Source organism: Methylobacter sp. (genome assembly GCF_004322395.1).
Lineage (GTDB): Bacteria > Pseudomonadota > Gammaproteobacteria > Methylococcales > Methylomonadaceae > Methylobacter_A.
The window spans coordinates 112946-131966 of sequence record NZ_SCTW01000009.1 but is presented as its reverse complement, the minus strand read 5'-3'; the positions used below and the strand labels follow the sequence as shown (position 1 = coordinate 131966).

Below are 19021 nucleotides of genomic sequence, written 5' to 3'. Positions count from 1 at the left end.
CGTTGCCAGTTAGACCTTCCAGGTTTTTAAAACCTGGAAGGTCTGCCTATCGGCCTATTTCTCGCCTAACGCTCGGTAAGGGACTGTCGGAATGACGACTGCCCGTAGATATTTGTGTATAACAATGAGCGCGGCGCATGGGAACGAGAGCAACGTTTAACTTGTTACAACCCGGAAATATAATCGGCCAACGCTTCAATCTCGTCATCGCTCAGCGATTTGGCAATCTTGTTCATTACACCGCCCGGACTGTTTTTGCGGTCGCCCAGCTTCCAATTGACCAATTGTGAACGCAGGTAAATTTTGCGCTGGCCGCCAATCACCGGGTAAATCACGCTGTCGGCAATGCGGCCCTTGCCGCTGTCGCCGTGGCAACTGACGCAAGCCGGAATTTCCCTGGCCTGATCGCCGTTGACGAACAAATGCCTGCCCAACGGATTATCGCCACCATCGCCTTGCATGATTTTCAGATTGGCGAAGTAAGCGCCAATATCTGCCATGTCGGCGGTGCTTAAGTCTTCGGCCATGATGGTCATGATCTCGTGCCGGCGTGCACCGGACTGGAAATCGCTCAACTGCTTGACCAGGTAAGCGGCATACTGACCTGCATGATTGGGAATCTTGGCGTCGCTACTGTTGCCATCCGCGCCGTGGCATTCCTGACACCGTCCGGCGTCGGATTTTTCCTTGCCGATGCTCGGGTTGCCGCTGCCGATGCGTTGCGCGGCGATTTCCGCCCCATCCTCGGCCGCGATACTTTTGACCGAAGCGAGCAGGGCGAGCGTACTGACGGCAAGGAAGGAATTTCTCTGCCAACGTTTATCTGAGCGCTTACGGCAGGAAAAAACCGGCTCTATGTTGCACCGCGACACCAACCGCGATAGTCCCATGCCTACTTCGCAGACTGCTTGGCAGCCGCAAGCCGTTGCACGATTTCAAGCGACTTCTCAACATTCTCGGCCGGTTTAAGTCCAGTCAACGTGGCGGCGATTTTGCCGTCAGGCGTAACGATGAATGTGGTGCGTTCGGCAAAGCCGTGGGTAATTTCAACGCCGCGTGAATCCTTTTTTCCCGCAGCCGCCTCTTTGACCGTCAAATCGTAGGATTTGGCGATATTGCCGTCGACATCGGAGGCAACCGCGACCTTACCGCCGCAAAACTCTGGATCGGCCGAAAAATCATTGAGCCTGTCGATGCTGTCCAGAGATACGCCGATAATCGTCGCCCCGGCCGCAGCGAATTTGTCATGGTTCACCGCAAAAGTGTGCGCTTGAATATTGCAGCCGCCGGTATAGGCCGACGGGTAAAAATAAACTACGACCGGACCTTTGTGCAGCGCCTCTTGCAACGAATAAGTAAAGGCCTTGCCGGCCAGCGAGGCCTGCGTTTGAAAATCGGGGGCCGGATGGCCTTCCGGTAGCGCCGCGGCAACCGGCAGCGTGAATGCGCTCGACAACAGGCAGCCCAATAGGAAACGTTTCATATCTGTACTCTTGTTAAAGGGGTTTATAAACATCGTGGCAAGCGTTGTCGCAATTCTTGGTTAATTCCAATGCCTTGTTTGACGCTGTATCAAAATCATTAGCTTCGACAAATTTCACAACTTCGGCAGCCAAGTCTTCATATTTTTTGGCGTCGATGACCGCATCGGCGGCATTGCCTCTCTTTTCGAAGAAACCTTCGACCAGCTTGAAATCACTCTGCATTTTCTTGGCAAGGTCGATGCTTGCATTGGCATCTTTGTTGGAGATACTGCCTTGAAGGTTACGAGAGTTTGTGTCTATTGTTTCCATCAACTCTTCGAAATCGAACGCGGCTTCGGCATAGACGATGCCGGTTGCCAATATCAAAACAATGCCGAAAAGATTAATCGTTTTACTCATATCAATATGATCCTTAAAAAATATCCCAGAGTTACGCATTTTTACTCACCACGAAGGCACGAAGAACGAAGAAAAAACATAAACTTCGTGCTCTTCGTGTCTCCGCTGGTTCCCAAGCTGGAGCTTGGGAACCAGCAACGTTGCAAGTTAGATCTTCCAGGTTTTAAAAACCTGGAAGGTCTGCATATCGGCATGTTTCTCGCCTAACGCTAGTCGCGTATCTTTCCTGCTTTTCGCGGATCACGTCCTTATGCAATCAGCTCCTTAATAACCTTGCCGTAAACAACCGTAGGACGTTCCGAACGGCCCTGATATTTATAGATCAACTTCAAGTGATCCAAGCCCATCTGGTTTAGCACGGTCGCGTGCAAGTCGTAGGTATCGACCGCCTGGCTCTTGTCTGCCACTTGCAAGCCGATCTCGTCAGTCGAACCGTAAGTGATTCCGGCCTTAACCCCGCCGCCCGCAAGCCATTGCGTATAGCCCCAGGCATTGTGGTCGCGCCCGGTGCCGCTTTCGCCCCATGAGGTGCGGCCGAATTCCGACGTCCACACCACCAGCGTCGAATCGAGCAAGCCATTCGCTTTAAGGTCTGTCAGCAATCCGGCAATCGGCTTATCGACGATTCTGGCATGCTTGCCGTGATTTTCTTCAAGTTTGGTATGGGCATCCCAGTCCCTGTCGTCACCGTCTATATCAACCGGCCCGGTAACAACCTGGATAAAGCGCACGCCGCGCTCCACCAAACGCCGTGCGCGCAACAGATTAGTGCCGTATTCTTTGGTCACTTCATCGTTCAATCCGTACAGCGCTTTGGTGGCGTCCGATTCCTTGCTCAGGTCAACCGCTTCCGGTGCCGAGGTTTGCATGCGCTCAGCCAAGTCGTAAGCCCGGATGCGCGCCTGAAGCTCGGTATCTTCAGGATAAGCTTGGCCTTTAAGTTCATTCAGTTGCTTCAACAGTTTCAGGTTGTCGCTTTGCTGCGATGCCTCAACCAATTCAGGCCGCTCCAAATGCAGGATCGGTGATTTACCCGAGCGGAAAGCGGTGCCTTGATAAACGGCTGGCAGGAAGCCGGAACTCCAATTTACCGAGCCGCCGGTTGGTTCTTTCTTACCGTTGTAGAGAACCACGTAGGCAGGCAAGTCCGGGTTAGCGGAACCCAACGCATATTGAATCCAGGCGCCAAGAGACGGACGGCCCGGATTCAGGCCGCCGGAGTTCAGCTTCAGGATTGAAATGTCATGGGTCGCGCCTACGGTCACGCTGGACTTGATGAAAGCAATGTCGTCCGCATGTTGCGCAAGATTCGGCAATAAGTCCGAAAACCAGGCACCGCTTTGCCCGTGTTGCTTCCAGGTCCGGTTCGATACGAACAGCTTGCCGAGACCGCCCTGGGTACTGGTTTTGATGCCTTTCAGGAAAGACGCCGGAACTTCCTGTCCGGCGAGCTTAACCAGTTCGGGCTTGTAATCGTACAGGTCGAGCGTACTGGGCGCGCCATGCTGATGCAGCCAGATCACCGATTTGACTTTGCCCCGAAAGTGCGGCTGTTTCGGGGCCAGCGGATCGATCAGATCGGCTGCCAACGCACTCGATATAAACCCGCTACCACCTCCCGGCAACAGGCCGCTCAAGGCAAGGCCGCCCAAGCCAAAGCCGGATTTGATCAAAAAATCTCTACGCGATTGATTATTCATGATTCGTTTTTTCCTTTTAATAAAGTGATAAGTGCTCTTAGAACCGGTAAATGAATTCGTTTGAATTCGCAACCGTATGCACCAAGTCAACAAAAGCCGCGGCACGTATAGGGTCCAGTTTTTGATCGCCTTTTAAGCCGGTAGGAATGCTGACCGCAAATCTGCCTTCCGCTGTTTTTTCCCTGACTACCTTTTCGTGACTATTCAAAAACTTTTGCAGGGTTTCTTTTTCAGTACCTGTCGCTTTACGGGCAAACAATATTTGATACAGCCTGTCCAATTGCGCGGCTTCATCATTGCCGGCCTCGTTAATGACCCGTCCGGCCAACGCTTGCGACCATCCGAACACCACATCGCTATTGATCAACGCCAGCGACTGTAACGGGGACGTGGTTACTTCGCGCTTGCTATGCGCCTCTTGCGCGGAAGCCATGTTGAAGGTCTCCAGCAATGGATAAGGCACACTGCGGCGGGTGAACACGTACAAGCTGCGCCGGTTTTGGTCATGAATATCTTTAGACACTTCCCATTGGTTGCCTGCGCCCAAGTTGGCCGGCACCGGTGGGAACACGCTTGGTCCGCCGATCTGTTCTTCAAGTTTTCCCGAAGCGGCCAGCAGCGAGTCGCGAATCTGCTCGGCTTCCAGGCGTTTACGTGGGAATACGGCCAGCAGCTTGTTTTCAGGATCCGCTTTGGCCACATCTTCACGGTGAGCCGAGGACTGGCGATAAGTGCTGGACAACAGAATGTCGCGGTGCAATTTCTTAACGCTCCAACCGTTCTTGATGAAATTGTCGGCCAGATGGTCCAGCAATTCGGGGTTGGTCGGTTTTTGCCCGGCCTTGCCGAAATCGCTGACCGTTTCCACAATGCCGCGTCCGAAATATTCTTCCCAGACCCGGTTTACGAACACTCGTGCGGTCAATGGATTATTGGCACTGGCTATCCAGTTCGCCAGCGCGGTTCTCCGGCCCGATGAAAATGCGGTCGGCTTAATGTCCGGTTTCTCGTCGGTAATGGCCTCAGGGAATGCCGGCTGCACTTGCTCCAACGGCCGCTCATGGTCGCCGCCGAAAAATACATAGCTGGGTGGTGCATCGGCATGGCCGAGTTCGGTCATCGCGGAAATTTCGGCCGAACCGGTTTTAGGCTTCAGGTCGTTGAACTTTTTCAGCTCTTCGGACAGCTTGTCGTATTCGGCCCACTTGTCTGCGATTTCCTTGGTGAAATTTTTATCTGCACCTTTGCTCTCCGCGGTATCCCTGAGATAAGCAGCCAGACTGCGCTCGTCGGTCACATGAGCCAAACGGTGGTTCACCCAGCGGTCCTGAGCATTCCATTCACTTTTGGGTTTGAATATCGCTTCTCGGCTGTCGGTCAAGTAACGCTCTTTATGATGCTTCAGCGCCGGCTCCCTGACCGTGTCGATAATCGCTTTTTGCTTGTCGCGGACATCTTTGGTGGCTTCTTCCCACTTCGCCAGGGCCGCTTCATACTTGCGTTCCGCATCGCCTTTTTTGGCGACTGGAATATTATCGACTGGGCTCAAATTGGCAAAAAATGACTGGAGCGAGAAGTAATCTTTCTGGCTGATCTTGTCGAACTTGTGGTTGTGACATCTGGCGCACTCCATCGTTTGTCCCAAAAACACTTTGCCGACGGTATCGGTGATGTCGGTGGTGATTTGGTATTTTCTTTGCACCAAGTCGCGGGAGTTATGATTGTCCGGGAAATGCGCCATATAGCCGGTCGCAATCAAGGCTTCCTGGTTGTCAGGATACAGCTCGTCGCCGGCCAATTGCTCCTGGATAAAACGGGAATAGGGCTTATCCTGGTTGAACGCGTTAATCACATAATCGCGGTAACGCCACATGTTGGGCCGGGTATTATCGTTTTGGAAACCGGTGCTGTCCGCATAGCGCGCCAAATCCAGCCAGCGGCGGGCCTGGCGTTCGCCGTATTTGGGCGATGCCAACAGGCGATCCGCGAGCTTTTCGTACGCGTCCGGCGCGGTGTCGTTGACGAAGGTTGCAACTTCCTCAGGCGTGGGAATGACTCCCCAGGCATCCAGGGTCGCACGACGAACAAATGCGGCGCGATCCGCGTCGGGCGAGGGCGTCAGGCCTTTTGCCTCCAACGGCGCCAGCACGAACGCATCAATCGGATTTCGCACCCAGCTTTTGTTGTTAACTGTCGGTTGCTCCGGCGCTTTAATCGGTTGATACGACCAAAGCTTCGATTTGGCAGCCGGTGCGCTGGCCTCGGCCGCCGGTTTATTATCCTGCGCTACGGGTGTTGCTTGAGCAACCTGATCTGTTTGCGCGGCAGGCGCTTTTATTTCAGCAGCCGCCGGCTTGCTGTCTGCCGGTTGCGCACCTATTACACCCACCGGACTGTTGAACAGATCCACAGCCGCCCCGGCTTCTCCGACCACTGCACCGGCAAGTCCCCACATCACTGCGAGATATAGTTTGTTTTTCATTAACATACTCCAAGAATAAAAGCGTTCGCGGCTATTGCGGCATCGCTTGATCAAAATTATTTCTTTTGCTCTGCCGTCGGCTTAGGTGCGGGTATTTCTATTTTTGCCAGCTTACCGCCTTCTTCTTCGTAGTTTTGCGCACCTACCGCGCCAACCACATGAAAGCCTTTAGCGGCAAGCAGATCGGCTGTCGCACCTGCACGACCGGCGTGATTTGAAACCGTGACAATGTCTCTATCCTTGGGAATGAAGGCTAAAGAGTTTTCTATTTCTTTAGCTTGGACGCTGAAATAAAACGGGAATCCGCCTATTTTGCTAAGTTCGTCAGGACGACGTACGTCGACAATCAGCAACTGCTCGGGCTTGGCCAGCAAGGCATCGAATTGAGCGCGGTTAAGCTTTGGAGTTTTGTAGGTATAGGGCTTCGCTGCCGCCGGGGCATCGGCTTTTTTCTCATGATCATGAGCCGCCCCAAATGCGACGGGAGTAGTCAGGATCATTGTAAGTAATATCAACTTAGTACGTTTTTTCATGTTTTTTCTCTTTATTTGATTGCTGAAAGCGTATAGATCACGTGTAGTCACGAGATATTCAATTAGCTATATGCAGCTACCGTACCAACACCACGGTAATGCCCGTATATTTACGTACAACAGCCGGAAATATATTTAATATATTGATAAATAAAATAATTATTTAGTCTCGGTCGCCATGATCAAAGTCGTTTGAAGAGCTAGAGATGCAAATACCAGTCAGCTTTGCTGAAAAACCAGCAGCCCAACACCAGACTATGTTCCCAGATAAACAGGCAACAGCAGCCGATACGGATTAGTAGGAACATGTTGACTCTGTATACTTGAAAATTGCGGTTACGCAGGTTTCAATCCGGTGGCTTATCCCGGTTCCTCTCGTTGAGTTCATCGTTATGCATAACTGCCCAAGAGTCGAGCTATACAGCGCCATGAGTTTTGAAGCAAGCCGGACGAGGACTGTTTAGGACGTTACGAGTTAGACCTTCCAGGTTTTAAAAACCTGGAAGGTCTGCATGTCGCCATGTTCCCGCCTAATGCCAGGTAAGAGACTGCCGGACGAGCGACATCGCGCAGGATATTTGTGTGTAACGATGAGCATTGCATTCCCACGCAACGCGCTCGTTGTTATACACAAGTGTCTGGGTGACACCGTCATCCCGGCAGGGATTGCCGGGATCCAGATGCCATGGATGGCAATGCTAAAGCTGGCAACAAGCCTTGCAACGCGAAGTTGCTTAGTTAAGTCGAGCATTCACATCCCTGTGCTCTCGGCAACCGCTCCTGCGTCGCCTAAAGCGCCTACTGTTGGTGCTCTACCTCCTGCATCCGTGCAGTCGTGGATTCCGGCAATCCCTGCCGGAATGACGTGCTTTTAAAGACTTGTGTATAACGACGAGCGCAACGCGTGGGAATGAGATAAGAAGAGAAAGGCAACCGGGTGGTTGCCTAGAGATAGGAAAGGTAAATCCGACTGATTTATTCAGGCTTGCACTATTCCTTAATGCGAGTCAGGTCATGGCAACCCTTGCAGGATTCGCCCACTTTGCCAAATTGGACTTTAATCGCGTTGATATCGCCTGTTGCCGCAACTTTAGCTAATTCGTTTGCAGCTTCGTTAAACGTATTAGCCGCTACCGTCACTTCCGCTTTTTTCTGGAAAAACTCAGGTTTCAGGCGGGTTTGCTTCCAGCCCACGCCTTTATCGGTGCCTTCCCCATACAGTGCGCCCAATCCCGAATTAGCAACCGCCGCAATCGCATTAGCCGCTGCGGCAACAGCGTCTTTGTTAAAGGTTTCGGGATGATCCACAACCTGACTTTTGATTTTTCCGACATTCCAGGCCGCAAAAGAATAGGCGGATTGGCGAAATCTGATCTGTTCTTCAATCGGACCCGCTATCGCCGCCGTAGTTGATGCAGTAAGCAGTAAAGTAAGCGCAATTTTTCTGTTCATTGTTTTCAGTTCCTGTGTGTTGTAAAAAATTAATGGTTTAAAAACCGGGATCGGCTTGTGCGGTTTGTTGATAAGTTTCGGCCGGATGCAAATACGCTATTCCGCCCGTAACGCCCCACACCACGGTGCAGGAAATAATCAACGATAAAATAAGACCGACTGCGCCAACGCCGCTAACAGTTCTGCCGGCCACCGATGCGGCCAACGTTTTGGGAACCTGTTTTTTACCTGTTAGCATCGGCACGACAAGATTGGTCTTTTTAACCCAACGGTAAAAAATGATCGCGACGATATGCAATACGATAAATGCGAGCAACAGGTCGAATATCGTATTGTGTAAACCGGTTAATCGATCGCTTACGGACTTATCGACAAAGTTGAATAGCGGCCCGACAAAGGCAATGTCGTCATTGGCAAACAAGCCGGTGCCGACCTGCGCAGCCAGCACAGCCAGCAGCGCGAACACCGACAATGCGCCCAGCGGGTTATGGCCTATGCCTTGCCAGCGGCCTTTAAGGTAAGCAATCAGCCGCGGCAAGGTAGGAAAAAAAGTTAAAAACCGGGCATGAGTTGAGCCAACGAAGCCCCATAGAATGCGAAAAACCAGCAATCCCAGAATAAATAAGCCGATACGGCCATGCCAGTCGATCAGCGCCCCGCCGATTTTGGCAGTGATGTAAGCAGCTGCGACAGCAATGGCCAGCAGCCAATGAAATAGCCTGAGCGGCAAATCCCAAATATGGATAGTTACTTTCATATTGATTCTCCCGTTAACCTGAGTAGTTCGCAGCACAGCCAGTGCCGGACCCGGCGGCTTGCGCAAGCGAGGCTCACTAAAAGTCGATGTAGAAACATAATTGACTCCTTATTCATTAGTAAAAAATCGTGTTACGGGAACAACCTAAAAATCTTAAAAAGGCAGGAAATTCATCCATTTCATTCCTGCCGAAGAGCGGTCCTTCAATAGCGAATCGGAGAATTGCCATCGCAACGCCTACCGGTTTTGCCGACTCCCAACACACTGGACTTGATCACGTCGACGCCATCGGCCGGCGTTGCTTTGGCCGGGTTTTATTCGCTTCCTTTTTGAGATTGCAGAGTCCTTTGTTATCTCTTTACTCCTAAGCCGTAGGGCGTGCCGTGCGCGCCTTAGCATCTAAAGGCGCGCACGGCACGCCCTACGGCAATAAGCTATCTAGCTGCGCAGATGCTCGTTAAAAAATCCTATCGTGCGCTGCCATGCCAATTTTGCAGCCGCCTCGTCGTAGCGCGGCGTGGTATCGTTGTTAAAGCCGTGCTGCACGCCCGGATAAATGTAGGCATCGTATTGAATGCCCGAGGCTTTTAACGCAGCTTCGTAAGCAGGCCAACCTGCGTTGATGCGTTCGTCTTCCCCGGCATAGTGCAGCAACAGCGGTGCTTTGATTTTTGCTGTGTCTTCCGCTGTCGGCTGGCTGCCATAGAAAGGCACGGCTGCCGCCAAATCGGGAAGCTGCGTCGCCAGGAAATTAACAATGCCGCCGCCGTAACAAAAACCGACCGCACCGACTTTGCCGTTGCCTTCGGGCAGATTCTTCAACACTCCGGCGGCGGCAATAAAGTCGGCATGGGTTTTGGTTTGATCTAATGTTTTGAACAGCTCGCGCGCTTTATCCTCATCGCCCGGATAGCCGCCTAACGGGAACAGCGCATCGGGAGCGAACGCGATGAAATTATCAAGCGCGATACGCCGGGCAATGTCTTCGATATGCGGATTCAAGCCGCGGTTCTCATGCACGACCAGCACTGTCGGCAGTTTGCCGGTGAATTTAGCAGGCTGAGCCAAATAGCCACGAATCTTGCCGTAACCTGCGGGCGAGGGATATTCCACATATTTTGCTAAGATGCGGGCATCGTTCAAGGCTATCTGCTGCGCCTGTGCAAAACGGGGATTCAATGCCTCAAGCAAACCTTCGGCAGTCAGGCCGAGCACTGTGAATTTTGCGGCCGAAGCCAAAAATCCCCGGCGCGATATGTCGCCGTGGACGTATTTGTCGAATAGTTTCAGGACTTCGGGATCGAAGTCTTTTGCTGTTTTGCGTGTCATGGTTTCACCTATCAATTATCGTTCCCACGCTCCAGCGTGGGAATGCAGTTCTAGACGCTCTGCGTCATCGTAATAAAACAAGATGTCGCTGCCGCGACGGTTATTTGGATCGGGGTCTCGCCCCCGAAGGCGAGATACTTTCTTTTGGGCGGCCAAAAGAAAGTATCCAAAGAAAAGGCCGCCCGGATACCGCTTGCTTCCTGCCTTCCTCGCTTTCATCGGGGGTTGCCAGAAGGGCCCTCTGGCAACGCGCTGCATCCATGCAGCGCCCCTCGCGGGCTATTCCCGGCGAAAGCTCCGGTACTCGGCGCGACATACGGGATTCAATCCATTCCAGCGGCAAGTCTTCTTCGTTATTCCTACGCGCACTATTTCGCCCGGCCTTTAAACCCTTGCGCAAGCAAAGGAATCCTATAAGCCGCCCCACGCCCTACCGCATAAAGCGTCTTCTTGTCGGCACCGGCAAAAGCGATGTTTTGCGGCTTCTTAGGCAGAGCAATAACGCCCAGCGCATCTCCCTTGGCGTCAAACACTTCAATACCGGAATTCGATGCGACATAAAGCCTGTCGTTATCGTCTATCGCCAGACCGTCCGCGCCGCTGGACCAGCCGTTCTCTTCCTGTTTCCAGCCGTCCAGCTTGGCGAAATTCCTTTTGTTCGAAATCGATCCGTCCGCGGCGATGTCATAAGCCAGCACATGCTCGCCAAGGGTATTGGCCACGTACAGCACAGTCTCATCTTTATTCAGCTGAATGCCGTTCGGACGTTCAATATCGGTAGCCAAGCGCTTCAATTCGCCGGTTGGCGAGATGTAGAACACACCGGGATGGGAAGGCGGCGGGTTAGGGTTTTCTTTAGTCGGACGAGTGCCGCTGTCGGTAAAGTAAATGCCGCCGCTCTTATGCAGAACGACATCGTTAGGCCGTTGAAAAGCAACGCCTTCGAAATTCTCGGCGAAGGTTTTTTGCTTGTCGGCCGGATAGATAATGCCGACTTGCGGTTTAAGCGTTTGCACGGCGATCAGCTCGCCGTTGGCGTTTAATGCAAGGCCGTTAGCGCCGTTGGAGTTTTCCAAAAAGGTTGAAACGGTATTGTCCGGCGCGATACGCGTAATCCGGTTGTCATTGGTTTCGGTAAACAGCAGGCTGCCGTCCGAATAACCGATAGGGCCTTCGGTGCCTTTGAAGCCGTCCTTGATCAATTCGATAATGACGCCGCCCGCCGATACGCCTGGAATAGCAGGCGTAACCGGGTCATCGGCGGCCTGCACGGAAGCGGCAAACGCTAAAGCGCCCAGCACTGAGAATAATTTTGCGTGTGAAGTTTTAAGTAACATCTTGTTCTCCGAATTTAATGTAAATGTTTTTAAGGCTGATGGGTGAACGGAAAAACGCCATGCTTGCCGCCCACCCTGTAAAGCCGCCTAAAAGTTCGCCCGGAAGTGCGCGCCGTAGTAACGTCCATCGCCGTAAGTGCCGCTGGCGGCTGATGTACTGGAATACTGCCCCGCGTTAGTCAGGTAGATGGTGTCGAATATATTTCTACCGACCAGGTTCAAGCTATATTGACCATTTTTGGTGCCGATGCCTATGCCGCCATCGGTGACATGATAGGCCTGCTGGACGCCCGATGAAGATAAGTTCGCATTGAAATTGGCTTTGGATTTATAGCTGTCCACGAGGAAAGCATGCCATTCCAAGCCATGGTCATTCCATTTCCCAAAGCCCAACGGTACGCGATAGTCGATACCGTAGTTAGCGGTAAACATCGGCGCATTCGGTATTTGCAAACCGGTTTGGTCGCACGGTTGGGAGCTATTCGCTTCAGCCGGGCAAGGCGCATTCTTGAAATCGGTATAAACCGCATGGTTAAACGAACCGTTTAAGAAGAAATTCAATCCTTGCGTAGCTTGCCAGTTAGTCTCCAATTCAACGCCGCGTAACTGGATGCCTTTGATATTACCCAGCGTGGTTCGAGTACCTGTTGCGGTAGCTGAATCCGGTATTACTAGCTGGGATTGAAAACCTTCTACATCGGTATTGTATAAATTGACGTTGACTGCGAGCTTGCGGTCGAACCAAGTGCTTTTGACACCCAATTCGTAATCCATCACATTTTCCGGATCGACATTTTCAACGGCTCCAGTATTGGAGAATTGAGCCGCGCCCGATTTTTGTCCGCCGGCCGTCGAGAAATAAACCATCAAGTCTTTGTTGATTTTATAACTGGGGTTAACCAACCAATTTTGAGAAGATGCCTGAAATCCTTGGCGGCCAGCCTCCCAAACGTTGCCGACAGCCGCACTTCTGATAGCTTTCGCGTCGGCTATTTGCGAGGCCGTTGCTCCGGCAAGGGTATCCAGATTCTCGCCGCCTACGAAGCCGTCAGAGCCGATGTTATCCCGATCCTCCCAGGTATGGCGTAAGCCTAATGTCAGCGTCGCTTTATCGGTAAAATGTAGATTGACTTGCCCGTAACCCGCCAAACTGGTCACTTCAGGATTCCTGTAACCTGTTTGCAATACGCGGTTTAAGGATTTTTGCATAATCTCCCTGCCTGACGCGGTCGCATTCAAACGGTTATAAATCGCGTTGCTGGCATAAAAAGCACCTGCATCGGCACCGTACCGGCGGTGGTTTTGTACATCAGCCGAGCTGCGCATGCCAAAGACCCCAGCCTGATAGTCAATGAAATTGAATGCAGGTTTCAGGGAAGCAATGCGGAATTCTTGCGACCATTGCCGGTTTTGTACCGTCCAGCCACTGATTTGCTGAATATCGGCGGTACTGTTATCGCCGTCATGATGCGGTTCGAACAATGAATAACGATACGCCGAAATTGAGGTTAATTTATGCCCAGCCACATCCCAGTTGATCTCGCCGGACGCGCCTTGCTGATCGCCGCGCGATACTTCATGATTATCCACCGCCATTTTGCGCGGATCGCCAATCACCGTTAATGGTTGACCGGAATTACGAATGCTGTCGAACCAGTTGCGGCTCAGTCGTGAACTGAAAGTGGTCGGCCTGACCGTCCCATCGGCGAATCTTGCCGGGTCTTCAATCAAAGGATTCACACTCATGGTTTGCGTGGCTTTTGAACGATCCGCAATAATCCGGGCAGAGAGATTATCCGTGGGTGTCAGCAAAAACTGGATACGCCCGCCCATCGCATTTGTTTCCTGAAGTTTCCCGACAGTAATCGGCGAATCAAAGTTGGTTACCATACCATCGCGCTTGTCGATATAGAGCGAGGCCCGATAAGCCAACAGACCATCGATAATAGGACCGGTAGCCGATGCCTTGCCTTGCAGGCTGTCGCGATTACCGGCGAAGCCGTCGATGGAATAACCGGACTTAAACGAAGGCAGCTTGGTATTGACGTTGATCAGACCCAGGTTGCTGTTCTTACCTTGCAATGTACCTTGCGGACCGCGCAGAACCTCGACATGATCGATATCGACATAATTGCTCCAAGTCGAACCGACCCAGGACGACCATACGTTGTCGACCATCACGCCGACGCTGGCCTCCATCGATTCGTTGCCGCTGTTCTTGCCCAAGCCCCGTAAAGCGATACTGGTCTGGCGAACGTTGGTGCTGGTCACGCCAAGGTTAGGCACGCGCCGGGAGAAATCCTGTACCGTAACGATATTGTCGCGTCTCATCTGCTCACCGCTGATAACTGCGATAGGAATCGGAACTTCCTGCAATTTTTCTTCCTTGCGACGCGAAGTCACGACGACTTCCGACAGATTCTTAGGTTCGTCATTGAAGGATTTCTTTTCTTTTTTAGGCGGTTCGGCAGTGGCGACAGTTGCCGGAGCCGGCTGGGCCTGCGCTGCGTTGCCGGCTGTTCCGGCATTGCCGTTGGCAACCGCTTTTTTAAGCTGCTCGTTTTCCTTTTTGGTTTCGCCCAATTCTTTTCTTAGCCGCTCGACTTCTGCGGCTAAATCACTGGAATTGTTCTCGGCAAAGCTGTAGTCCGGCGCTAATAAACAAGCGCCTGCAATAATTATAGCGGCGCCGTTTAGCGTTGCCCGGCTGGATATTTTTACTTCGCCGGCTACAGATCGGCTTTTAGTCTTGCTCTTTTTCAGCGATTTCAGGCCCTTGCCAGCCACTTTTTGCCGCCCTAAGCTGTTAATACTCATTCTAATTACCTTCTTTAAATAAATTAAGGTCAGCCCTGATTTTTGAGGCAAAGCGTCCCTAGCCGGCCCTAAAAAGGCCGGTTTAAATTTGTGTTTGTGGTTGGTTACTTACCGGGAATAGTCAAAACCGATAGCTTGGTAATTCCTGACCGTTCTATCGATGACATCACTTTGGCGACAGTGCCGTATTGAACGGCGTCGTCGGCGTTGAGATTGAGCGCTATTTCAGGATCGGCGGCCTTACGGTTTAACAGCTCTTTTTCAAAAGACTCCAGCGCAATCTCGGTTTTATCGATGAAAACTTTGCCCTTGGCATCGACGCTGATATAAACAGCTTCTTTTTCCTCGGGCGGCGCGGTTTCGGCGGTTTTCGGCAAATTGACGTGCACCGCTTGGGTCAATAACGGCGCGGTGACGATGAACACCACCAGCAGCACCAGCATTACGTCAACTAAAGGCGTGACGTTGATTTCGCCCATGACATCGTCATCGGCACCGCCGTCTTTGGTACTAATAGCCATTAGACTTGCACTCCTTCCGCTTGTAATTCGTCATGGTTGGTTTTGAGCACCGGTTTTTTTGCCGGGCTGCGTGGCACGCTAACCGGGCGTTTGATCAGGAACGAGGTCTTCAACGCGAGATGGACAAAGTCGATTGCGAAATCGTCGAGCGCGGCCCAGATCACTTTGTTCCTGCGGATGAAAAAGTTGTAGCCGATGACCGCCGGCACCGCGACCGCGATACCGACCGCCGTGGCAATCAGCGCCTCGCCGATAGGCCCGGCCACAACCTCCAGGCTGGCCGATCCGGTTTTACTGATGCTGGTCAGCGCGCCCATGATGCCCCAAACCGTGCCGAACAAACCGACGAACGGCGAGATGCTGCCGATGGTCGCCAAGATCGACAGCCCGCTTTCCAGCGCGCCGCGTTCTTTTTGCATTTGCTGGCGCAAACGCCGGTCCAGCAATTCCTGGCGGTCGCCGGTATGCTCCAAATCGTGCGTCGTGGTGCCGCCGTCGGCTTCGATCAGCGTTGTGAAGCCGACATCGGCAACCCTGGCCGCAGGGCCTTTATTGCCTTCCAATGCCGCGGCGGCCTGGAAATCCTGGGCTCCCCAGAATTTCTTGCCGTAAATCCTGTTGTGATGCGCAATCCGCAGATGCTGTATGCCTTTGATCAAGATCAACGCCCAGGTCGCGACCGAAAAGGCAATCAAGACCCATAACGTGCCGTCGACGATCAGCGCCGAAGTGATTTCATGGCCGCCGGCAGCGGCTTCAGTACCGGCAGGCACTATATTGGCAGCGGCCGATGCCGCGCCGGCAATGTCAGCGCCTGGAACAGGTGTTTGATTGGCTGCCTGGGAAACTCCCACAGCAGCAGATGTTGTTTCTGTCATAAATAAAACCTCAACCTTGTAAATTAAAAGAGATAGGAACCGTTACCCAACCATCGATCGGGGTTGTTCCGCGCATCGCGGGAACGAATGTCCATTGCTTTACCGTTCTGACGGCCTCATCGTCCAGCACCTCTTTGCCGCTGGAGTTAATTACGGAAACGTTGTCAGGTTTGCCGTTCGCCAGAACATGCACTTTCATCAGCACCTTGCCTTCCCAGCCTCTATCCATAGCGATTTCCGGATAAACCGGCGCCGGATTGTTCAGGTAACCGGCGCCCGCACGCGGCTCGGTGACTTTTTCTTCTACCTTAGGCGCTGACGGGGCCGCCGGGACTAAAATTACCGGCGCATCCGCCTGCACAGTAGTCGATGTTGCAACAGGCGGAGGCTCAATCTTAGGCGCGGGTTTTGGCTGCACTTTAGGCTTAGGCGGTTTTTTCAGCGCAACCACTTTAGGTGGAGGAGGCGGCTGAACTACAGCAGGCTTCGGTTGAGGCCGGACAAACGAGATCTGCACCTTGGATGGCGGTTTGACCGGTTCAACCAGTTGTTCTTTTTCGACCGATGCGTGCTTGAAGTGATCGACAACAATGCTATGCACCAGTACCGACAGGACAGCTATAATCAGGTAGTCGATAGCTTTGCTGTCGCGATAATCAGTGCTACGCCTGAAATTACCCAATGCCGCCGCAGCCGGTGAAGCGGACAAGCTTTCAATCAGCCGGCCGATATCTTGGTTGATAGGAACCACATCGGCCCTTTTCCGGTCCGGTATCGCCGGCTCAAATTTATCAAAAGCCACCAAAGGTCTATTCATCGGCATTCTCCCGTTCGTTACGTTATCGATTGACCGGCCGCAGCCGGTTACACCCGTTTATTCGAATAGAGCAGGTTCTGTGCCATGGTTTTCGATACTGCCGCCAAAAGCCGATGGCTTATTTGTAAGATAATGAATTTAAAAATATTATTTGTTTACTTTGGATGGCAAGGTAAGGCTAAAGCCGGAGCTTATCCGGCCGGACGGCTGTTCGTTGAGCATCAGTTTCAACGAGCTTTTGTTTGCGGGGTGTTTGCTGAACAACAGTTTGGGAGTAAGGGGGGCGGTGCGCGCCTTTCCCCGTCCCCATGCGTTGCGCTCATCGTTATACACAAGTATCCCCGGCTTGGCGTTAGGCAGGAAAGAATCCGAGAGGCAGACCTTCCAGGTTTTTAAAACCTGGAAGGTCTAATCGGCAGCGTTGTCCGACAAACGGTGTATATCGTTTTATCCGCGGTATGACGACTCTAAAATACGCTTGTGTATAACGACGAGCGCGTTGTGTGGGAACGGGATATAAGTAGCCTGGATGGAGCTTGCGGAATCTGGTGCTTCCCGGCTCCTATTATCCTGTATTCCGCTACGCTGCATTTGGGCTGCGTTGGCTAACCCCGTTAGTGCCATATCTGGCTAAACCTACGATTTCGTGCAAAGATTGCCCGAATTGTTACCTGAAATTTCCCAGCCCATGCCCGACATTTCCGAATACGGCCACAGCACCAACTTAATCGGTATGGCGACGGCCTGCATCGCCAGCCACGCCTTTAACGAAAACCCGAAGCCGCTGCATATTGCCGGTACCCGCGAATCGGCATCAGGTTTGTTCGAGTACTTAACCGCGCAATCGACGCTTGAAGACTGCGGCCGGATATTCCAGGACTACATGTGCGTCGTGTTCGGCTTTGAAACGGAGCAAAGGCTACGGGACAATCATTCGGGAAGACGGCGTTACCGTAATAGTTATCTCAGGTTAATCCAGGATTGGGGGCTGGATTCCAACAATGCCCAAGGCGCGGTTTTTAAAGGCTGGGTCGAAAGCCGCTTCGGGCTGTTTCCTACTTATCACAAACAGCGGATTTCCAGTTTCATCAACAAAGACTGGGTCATGTATATCGAGGAAAAGATGAACAGCCGTTACCACAACAACTGTATCTACATGCAGCTGGATCTCTTATACGAATATTGCCAATGGATTATCGAACGTTTTCAGTTTCCGGCGGCGACGCATAAGACCTTGTATCGCGGCGTCAATTCGCTGGACGACGATTGGCTTGTCCGGGATCGGGATAAACCGCATAAAATCATGCGTTTCAATAATATTGTGTCTTTTACCGACCGCCGCAGTATTGCCAGCGAGTTCGGTGCTTATATTCTGGAAGTTGAAGTGCCGATGGTTAAGCTAGTTTTTTTTAGTGAATTGCTGCCGCACCATGCTTTGCATGGCGAAGCCGAATATTTGGTGATTGGCGGCGATTACCGGGTCAACGTACAGCGTTAGGGGAAAATATGTCTACAGAGCAACTATTGGACAGAGCGTTAGGAGCCTATTTGGGCTTTGCCTGCGGCGATGCGCTCGGCGCGACGGTAGAGTTTATGTCGCCGAAACAAATCCAGAAACGCTACGGCGTGCATCGGGATATGATCGGCGGCGGTTGGCTGAACCTGGAAGCGGGGCAAGTCACTGACGACACGCAAATGTCGCTCGCAGTAGGGCAAGCCATTATCGATCACCAGGGCTGGAACATTCAGGCTGTCGCCGATAATTTTGTCGCTTGGCTGGAAAGCAATCCGCCGGATATAGGCAATACCTGTCGGCGCGGCATCCTGCGCTATCGGGATAATGGCGAACTGTTCGGCTTGCCTCGCGATGATGACGCGGGAAACGGCGCCTGCATGCGTAATCTGCCGGCGGTGCTGGCAACTTTAAACCGGCCGGACAATTTCAACGCATGGAGTTTGCAGCAAAGCCATATTACCCATAACCATCCGTTGTCCGATGCGGCGACTTTAACGCTAGGGCGGATTGTTAATTGCCTGATTAAGGGGTTGGATATGGATGTTTGCAAACAGGAAGCCGAACGGTTGATCGGTCAATACGGCGAATTTGCCTATAGCCCTTATCCGGGCAAAGCCTCGGCCTATATTGTCGATACCGTGCAGACGGTTTTACATTATTTTTTCAGTACCGACAGTTTTGAATCTTGCCTGATTGCAACTGTTAATCAGGGTGCAGATGCCGACACCACAGGTGCGCTGGCCGGTATGCTGGCAGGCGCTAAATATGGCGTTGAACAGATTCCGGAGCGTTGGTTAGCGCGGTTGGATCAGCAGATTGCCGATCAAATACGGCAACAGACGACGGGGCTTATCCAGCTTGCAGGATTGCTGTAAACCTATTTGGTTCAATCGGGCTTGGATTCAGCTGTGCGTACCCTACTGGATTAGAGAGACATATCGACTCAATATCCTATAAAGGTATTTTAAAAACTAACGGGAAATTCATTTCGGTGTTTGT

Annotated in this window: 16 protein-coding genes; 2 read left to right on the top strand and 14 right to left on the bottom strand. The window is 52.2% G+C overall.

All coding sequences use genetic code 11. The annotated features are described in order from the left end of the window. Positions 1–164 precede the first annotated feature (164 nt). The 14 genes from EPO18_RS01960 to EPO18_RS01895 all read right to left on the bottom strand — a co-directional run bounded on the left by EPO18_RS01960 (position 165) and on the right by EPO18_RS01895 (position 16506). Positions 165–890, bottom strand: a complete 726-nt coding sequence (locus EPO18_RS01960) for a c-type cytochrome (RefSeq protein WP_292429770.1) — start codon at positions 888–890, stop codon at positions 165–167. A gap of 2 nt (positions 891–892) precedes the next feature. Continuing rightward, positions 893–1483 carry a peroxiredoxin gene (locus EPO18_RS01955; RefSeq protein WP_292429767.1) on the bottom strand — a complete coding sequence of 197 codons (591 nt, stop codon included), beginning with the start codon at positions 1481–1483 and terminating at the stop codon, positions 893–895. A gap of 13 nt (positions 1484–1496) precedes the next feature. Then, on the bottom strand, positions 1497–1883 hold the full coding sequence (locus EPO18_RS01950) for a hypothetical protein (protein ID WP_292429764.1): 387 nt from the start codon (positions 1881–1883) through the stop codon (positions 1497–1499). A 248-nt stretch (positions 1884–2131) separates the two neighbouring features. After that, positions 2132–3583: a DUF1501 domain-containing protein gene (locus tag EPO18_RS01945; protein WP_292429762.1), complete on the bottom strand. Its 1452-nt coding sequence runs from the start codon at positions 3581–3583 to the stop codon at positions 2132–2134. A gap of 37 nt (positions 3584–3620) precedes the next feature. Next, complete coding sequence (locus EPO18_RS01940; RefSeq protein ID WP_292429760.1) at positions 3621–6065, bottom strand: DUF1549 and DUF1553 domain-containing protein; 2445 nt, start codon at positions 6063–6065, stop codon at positions 3621–3623. 56 nt (positions 6066–6121) lie between these two features. Further along, positions 6122–6598 carry a rhodanese-like domain-containing protein gene (locus tag EPO18_RS01935; RefSeq protein ID WP_292429758.1) on the bottom strand — a complete coding sequence of 159 codons (477 nt, stop codon included), beginning with the start codon at positions 6596–6598 and terminating at the stop codon, positions 6122–6124. A 990-nt stretch (positions 6599–7588) separates the two neighbouring features. Next, positions 7589–8050, bottom strand: a complete 462-nt coding sequence (locus EPO18_RS01930) for a cytochrome c (RefSeq protein WP_292429756.1) — start codon at positions 8048–8050, stop codon at positions 7589–7591. A gap of 37 nt (positions 8051–8087) precedes the next feature. Next, positions 8088–8807 carry a cytochrome b/b6 domain-containing protein gene (locus EPO18_RS01925; RefSeq protein WP_292429753.1) on the bottom strand — a complete coding sequence of 240 codons (720 nt, stop codon included), beginning with the start codon at positions 8805–8807 and terminating at the stop codon, positions 8088–8090. 438 nt (positions 8808–9245) lie between these two features. Further along, positions 9246–10136 carry a dienelactone hydrolase family protein gene (locus tag EPO18_RS01920; protein WP_292429750.1) on the bottom strand — a complete coding sequence of 297 codons (891 nt, stop codon included), beginning with the start codon at positions 10134–10136 and terminating at the stop codon, positions 9246–9248. A 368-nt stretch (positions 10137–10504) separates the two neighbouring features. After that, positions 10505–11473, bottom strand: coding sequence for an SMP-30/gluconolactonase/LRE family protein (locus EPO18_RS01915; protein ID WP_292429747.1), 969 nt, complete (start codon positions 11471–11473; stop codon positions 10505–10507). 87 nt (positions 11474–11560) lie between these two features. After that, positions 11561–14290: a TonB-dependent receptor domain-containing protein gene (locus tag EPO18_RS01910; RefSeq protein WP_292429745.1), complete on the bottom strand. Its 2730-nt coding sequence runs from the start codon at positions 14288–14290 to the stop codon at positions 11561–11563. A 104-nt stretch (positions 14291–14394) separates the two neighbouring features. Then, positions 14395–14811, bottom strand: a complete 417-nt coding sequence (locus EPO18_RS01905; RefSeq protein ID WP_292429742.1) for an ExbD/TolR family protein — start codon at positions 14809–14811, stop codon at positions 14395–14397. Then, positions 14811–15689: a MotA/TolQ/ExbB proton channel family protein gene (locus EPO18_RS01900; RefSeq protein ID WP_363331467.1), complete on the bottom strand. Its 879-nt coding sequence runs from the start codon at positions 15687–15689 to the stop codon at positions 14811–14813. Before EPO18_RS01900 ends, EPO18_RS01905 begins: the two co-directional genes overlap by 1 nt. 10 nt (positions 15690–15699) lie before the next feature. Next, positions 15700–16506, bottom strand: a complete 807-nt coding sequence (locus EPO18_RS01895; RefSeq protein ID WP_292429739.1) for an energy transducer TonB — start codon at positions 16504–16506, stop codon at positions 15700–15702. Between the two features lie 688 nt (positions 16507–17194). Here EPO18_RS01895 and EPO18_RS01890 point away from each other — a divergent pair. After that, positions 17195–18004, top strand: coding sequence for an NAD(+)--dinitrogen-reductase ADP-D-ribosyltransferase (locus EPO18_RS01890; protein ID WP_292429797.1), 810 nt, complete (start codon positions 17195–17197; stop codon positions 18002–18004). A gap of 8 nt (positions 18005–18012) precedes the next feature. Further along, positions 18013–18897, top strand: a complete 885-nt coding sequence (gene draG, locus EPO18_RS01885; protein WP_292429736.1) for an ADP-ribosyl-[dinitrogen reductase] hydrolase — start codon at positions 18013–18015, stop codon at positions 18895–18897. The last annotated feature ends 124 nt before the right edge of the window (positions 18898–19021 follow it).

What these genes read in the sequence shown, in the direction of transcription:
- EPO18_RS01960 (WP_292429770.1), bottom strand. Translation starts at nt 890, where the DNA reads ATGGGACTATCGCGGTTGGTGTCGCGGTGCAACATAGAGCCGGTTTTT.
- EPO18_RS01955 (WP_292429767.1), bottom strand. Translation starts at nt 1,483, where the DNA reads ATGAAACGTTTCCTATTGGGCTGCCTGTTGTCGAGCGCATTCACGCTG.
- EPO18_RS01950 (WP_292429764.1), bottom strand. Translation starts at nt 1,883, where the DNA reads ATGAGTAAAACGATTAATCTTTTCGGCATTGTTTTGATATTGGCAACC.
- EPO18_RS01945 (WP_292429762.1), bottom strand. Translation starts at nt 3,583, where the DNA reads ATGAATAATCAATCGCGTAGAGATTTTTTGATCAAATCCGGCTTTGGC.
- EPO18_RS01940 (WP_292429760.1), bottom strand. Translation starts at nt 6,065, where the DNA reads ATGAAAAACAAACTATATCTCGCAGTGATGTGGGGACTTGCCGGTGCA.
- EPO18_RS01935 (WP_292429758.1), bottom strand. Translation starts at nt 6,598, where the DNA reads ATGAAAAAACGTACTAAGTTGATATTACTTACAATGATCCTGACTACT.
- EPO18_RS01930 (WP_292429756.1), bottom strand. Translation starts at nt 8,050, where the DNA reads ATGAACAGAAAAATTGCGCTTACTTTACTGCTTACTGCATCAACTACG.
- EPO18_RS01925 (WP_292429753.1), bottom strand. Translation starts at nt 8,807, where the DNA reads ATGAAAGTAACTATCCATATTTGGGATTTGCCGCTCAGGCTATTTCAT.
- EPO18_RS01920 (WP_292429750.1), bottom strand. Translation starts at nt 10,136, where the DNA reads ATGACACGCAAAACAGCAAAAGACTTCGATCCCGAAGTCCTGAAACTA.
- EPO18_RS01915 (WP_292429747.1), bottom strand. Translation starts at nt 11,473, where the DNA reads ATGTTACTTAAAACTTCACACGCAAAATTATTCTCAGTGCTGGGCGCT.
- EPO18_RS01910 (WP_292429745.1), bottom strand. Translation starts at nt 14,290, where the DNA reads ATGAGTATTAACAGCTTAGGGCGGCAAAAAGTGGCTGGCAAGGGCCTG.
- EPO18_RS01905 (WP_292429742.1), bottom strand. Translation starts at nt 14,811, where the DNA reads ATGGCTATTAGTACCAAAGACGGCGGTGCCGATGACGATGTCATGGGC.
- EPO18_RS01900 (WP_363331467.1), bottom strand. Translation starts at nt 15,689, where the DNA reads ATGACAGAAACAACATCTGCTGCTGTGGGAGTTTCCCAGGCAGCCAAT.
- EPO18_RS01895 (WP_292429739.1), bottom strand. Translation starts at nt 16,506, where the DNA reads ATGAATAGACCTTTGGTGGCTTTTGATAAATTTGAGCCGGCGATACCG.
- EPO18_RS01890 (WP_292429797.1), top strand. Translation starts at nt 17,195, where the DNA reads ATGCCCGACATTTCCGAATACGGCCACAGCACCAACTTAATCGGTATG.
- draG (WP_292429736.1), top strand. Translation starts at nt 18,013, where the DNA reads ATGTCTACAGAGCAACTATTGGACAGAGCGTTAGGAGCCTATTTGGGC.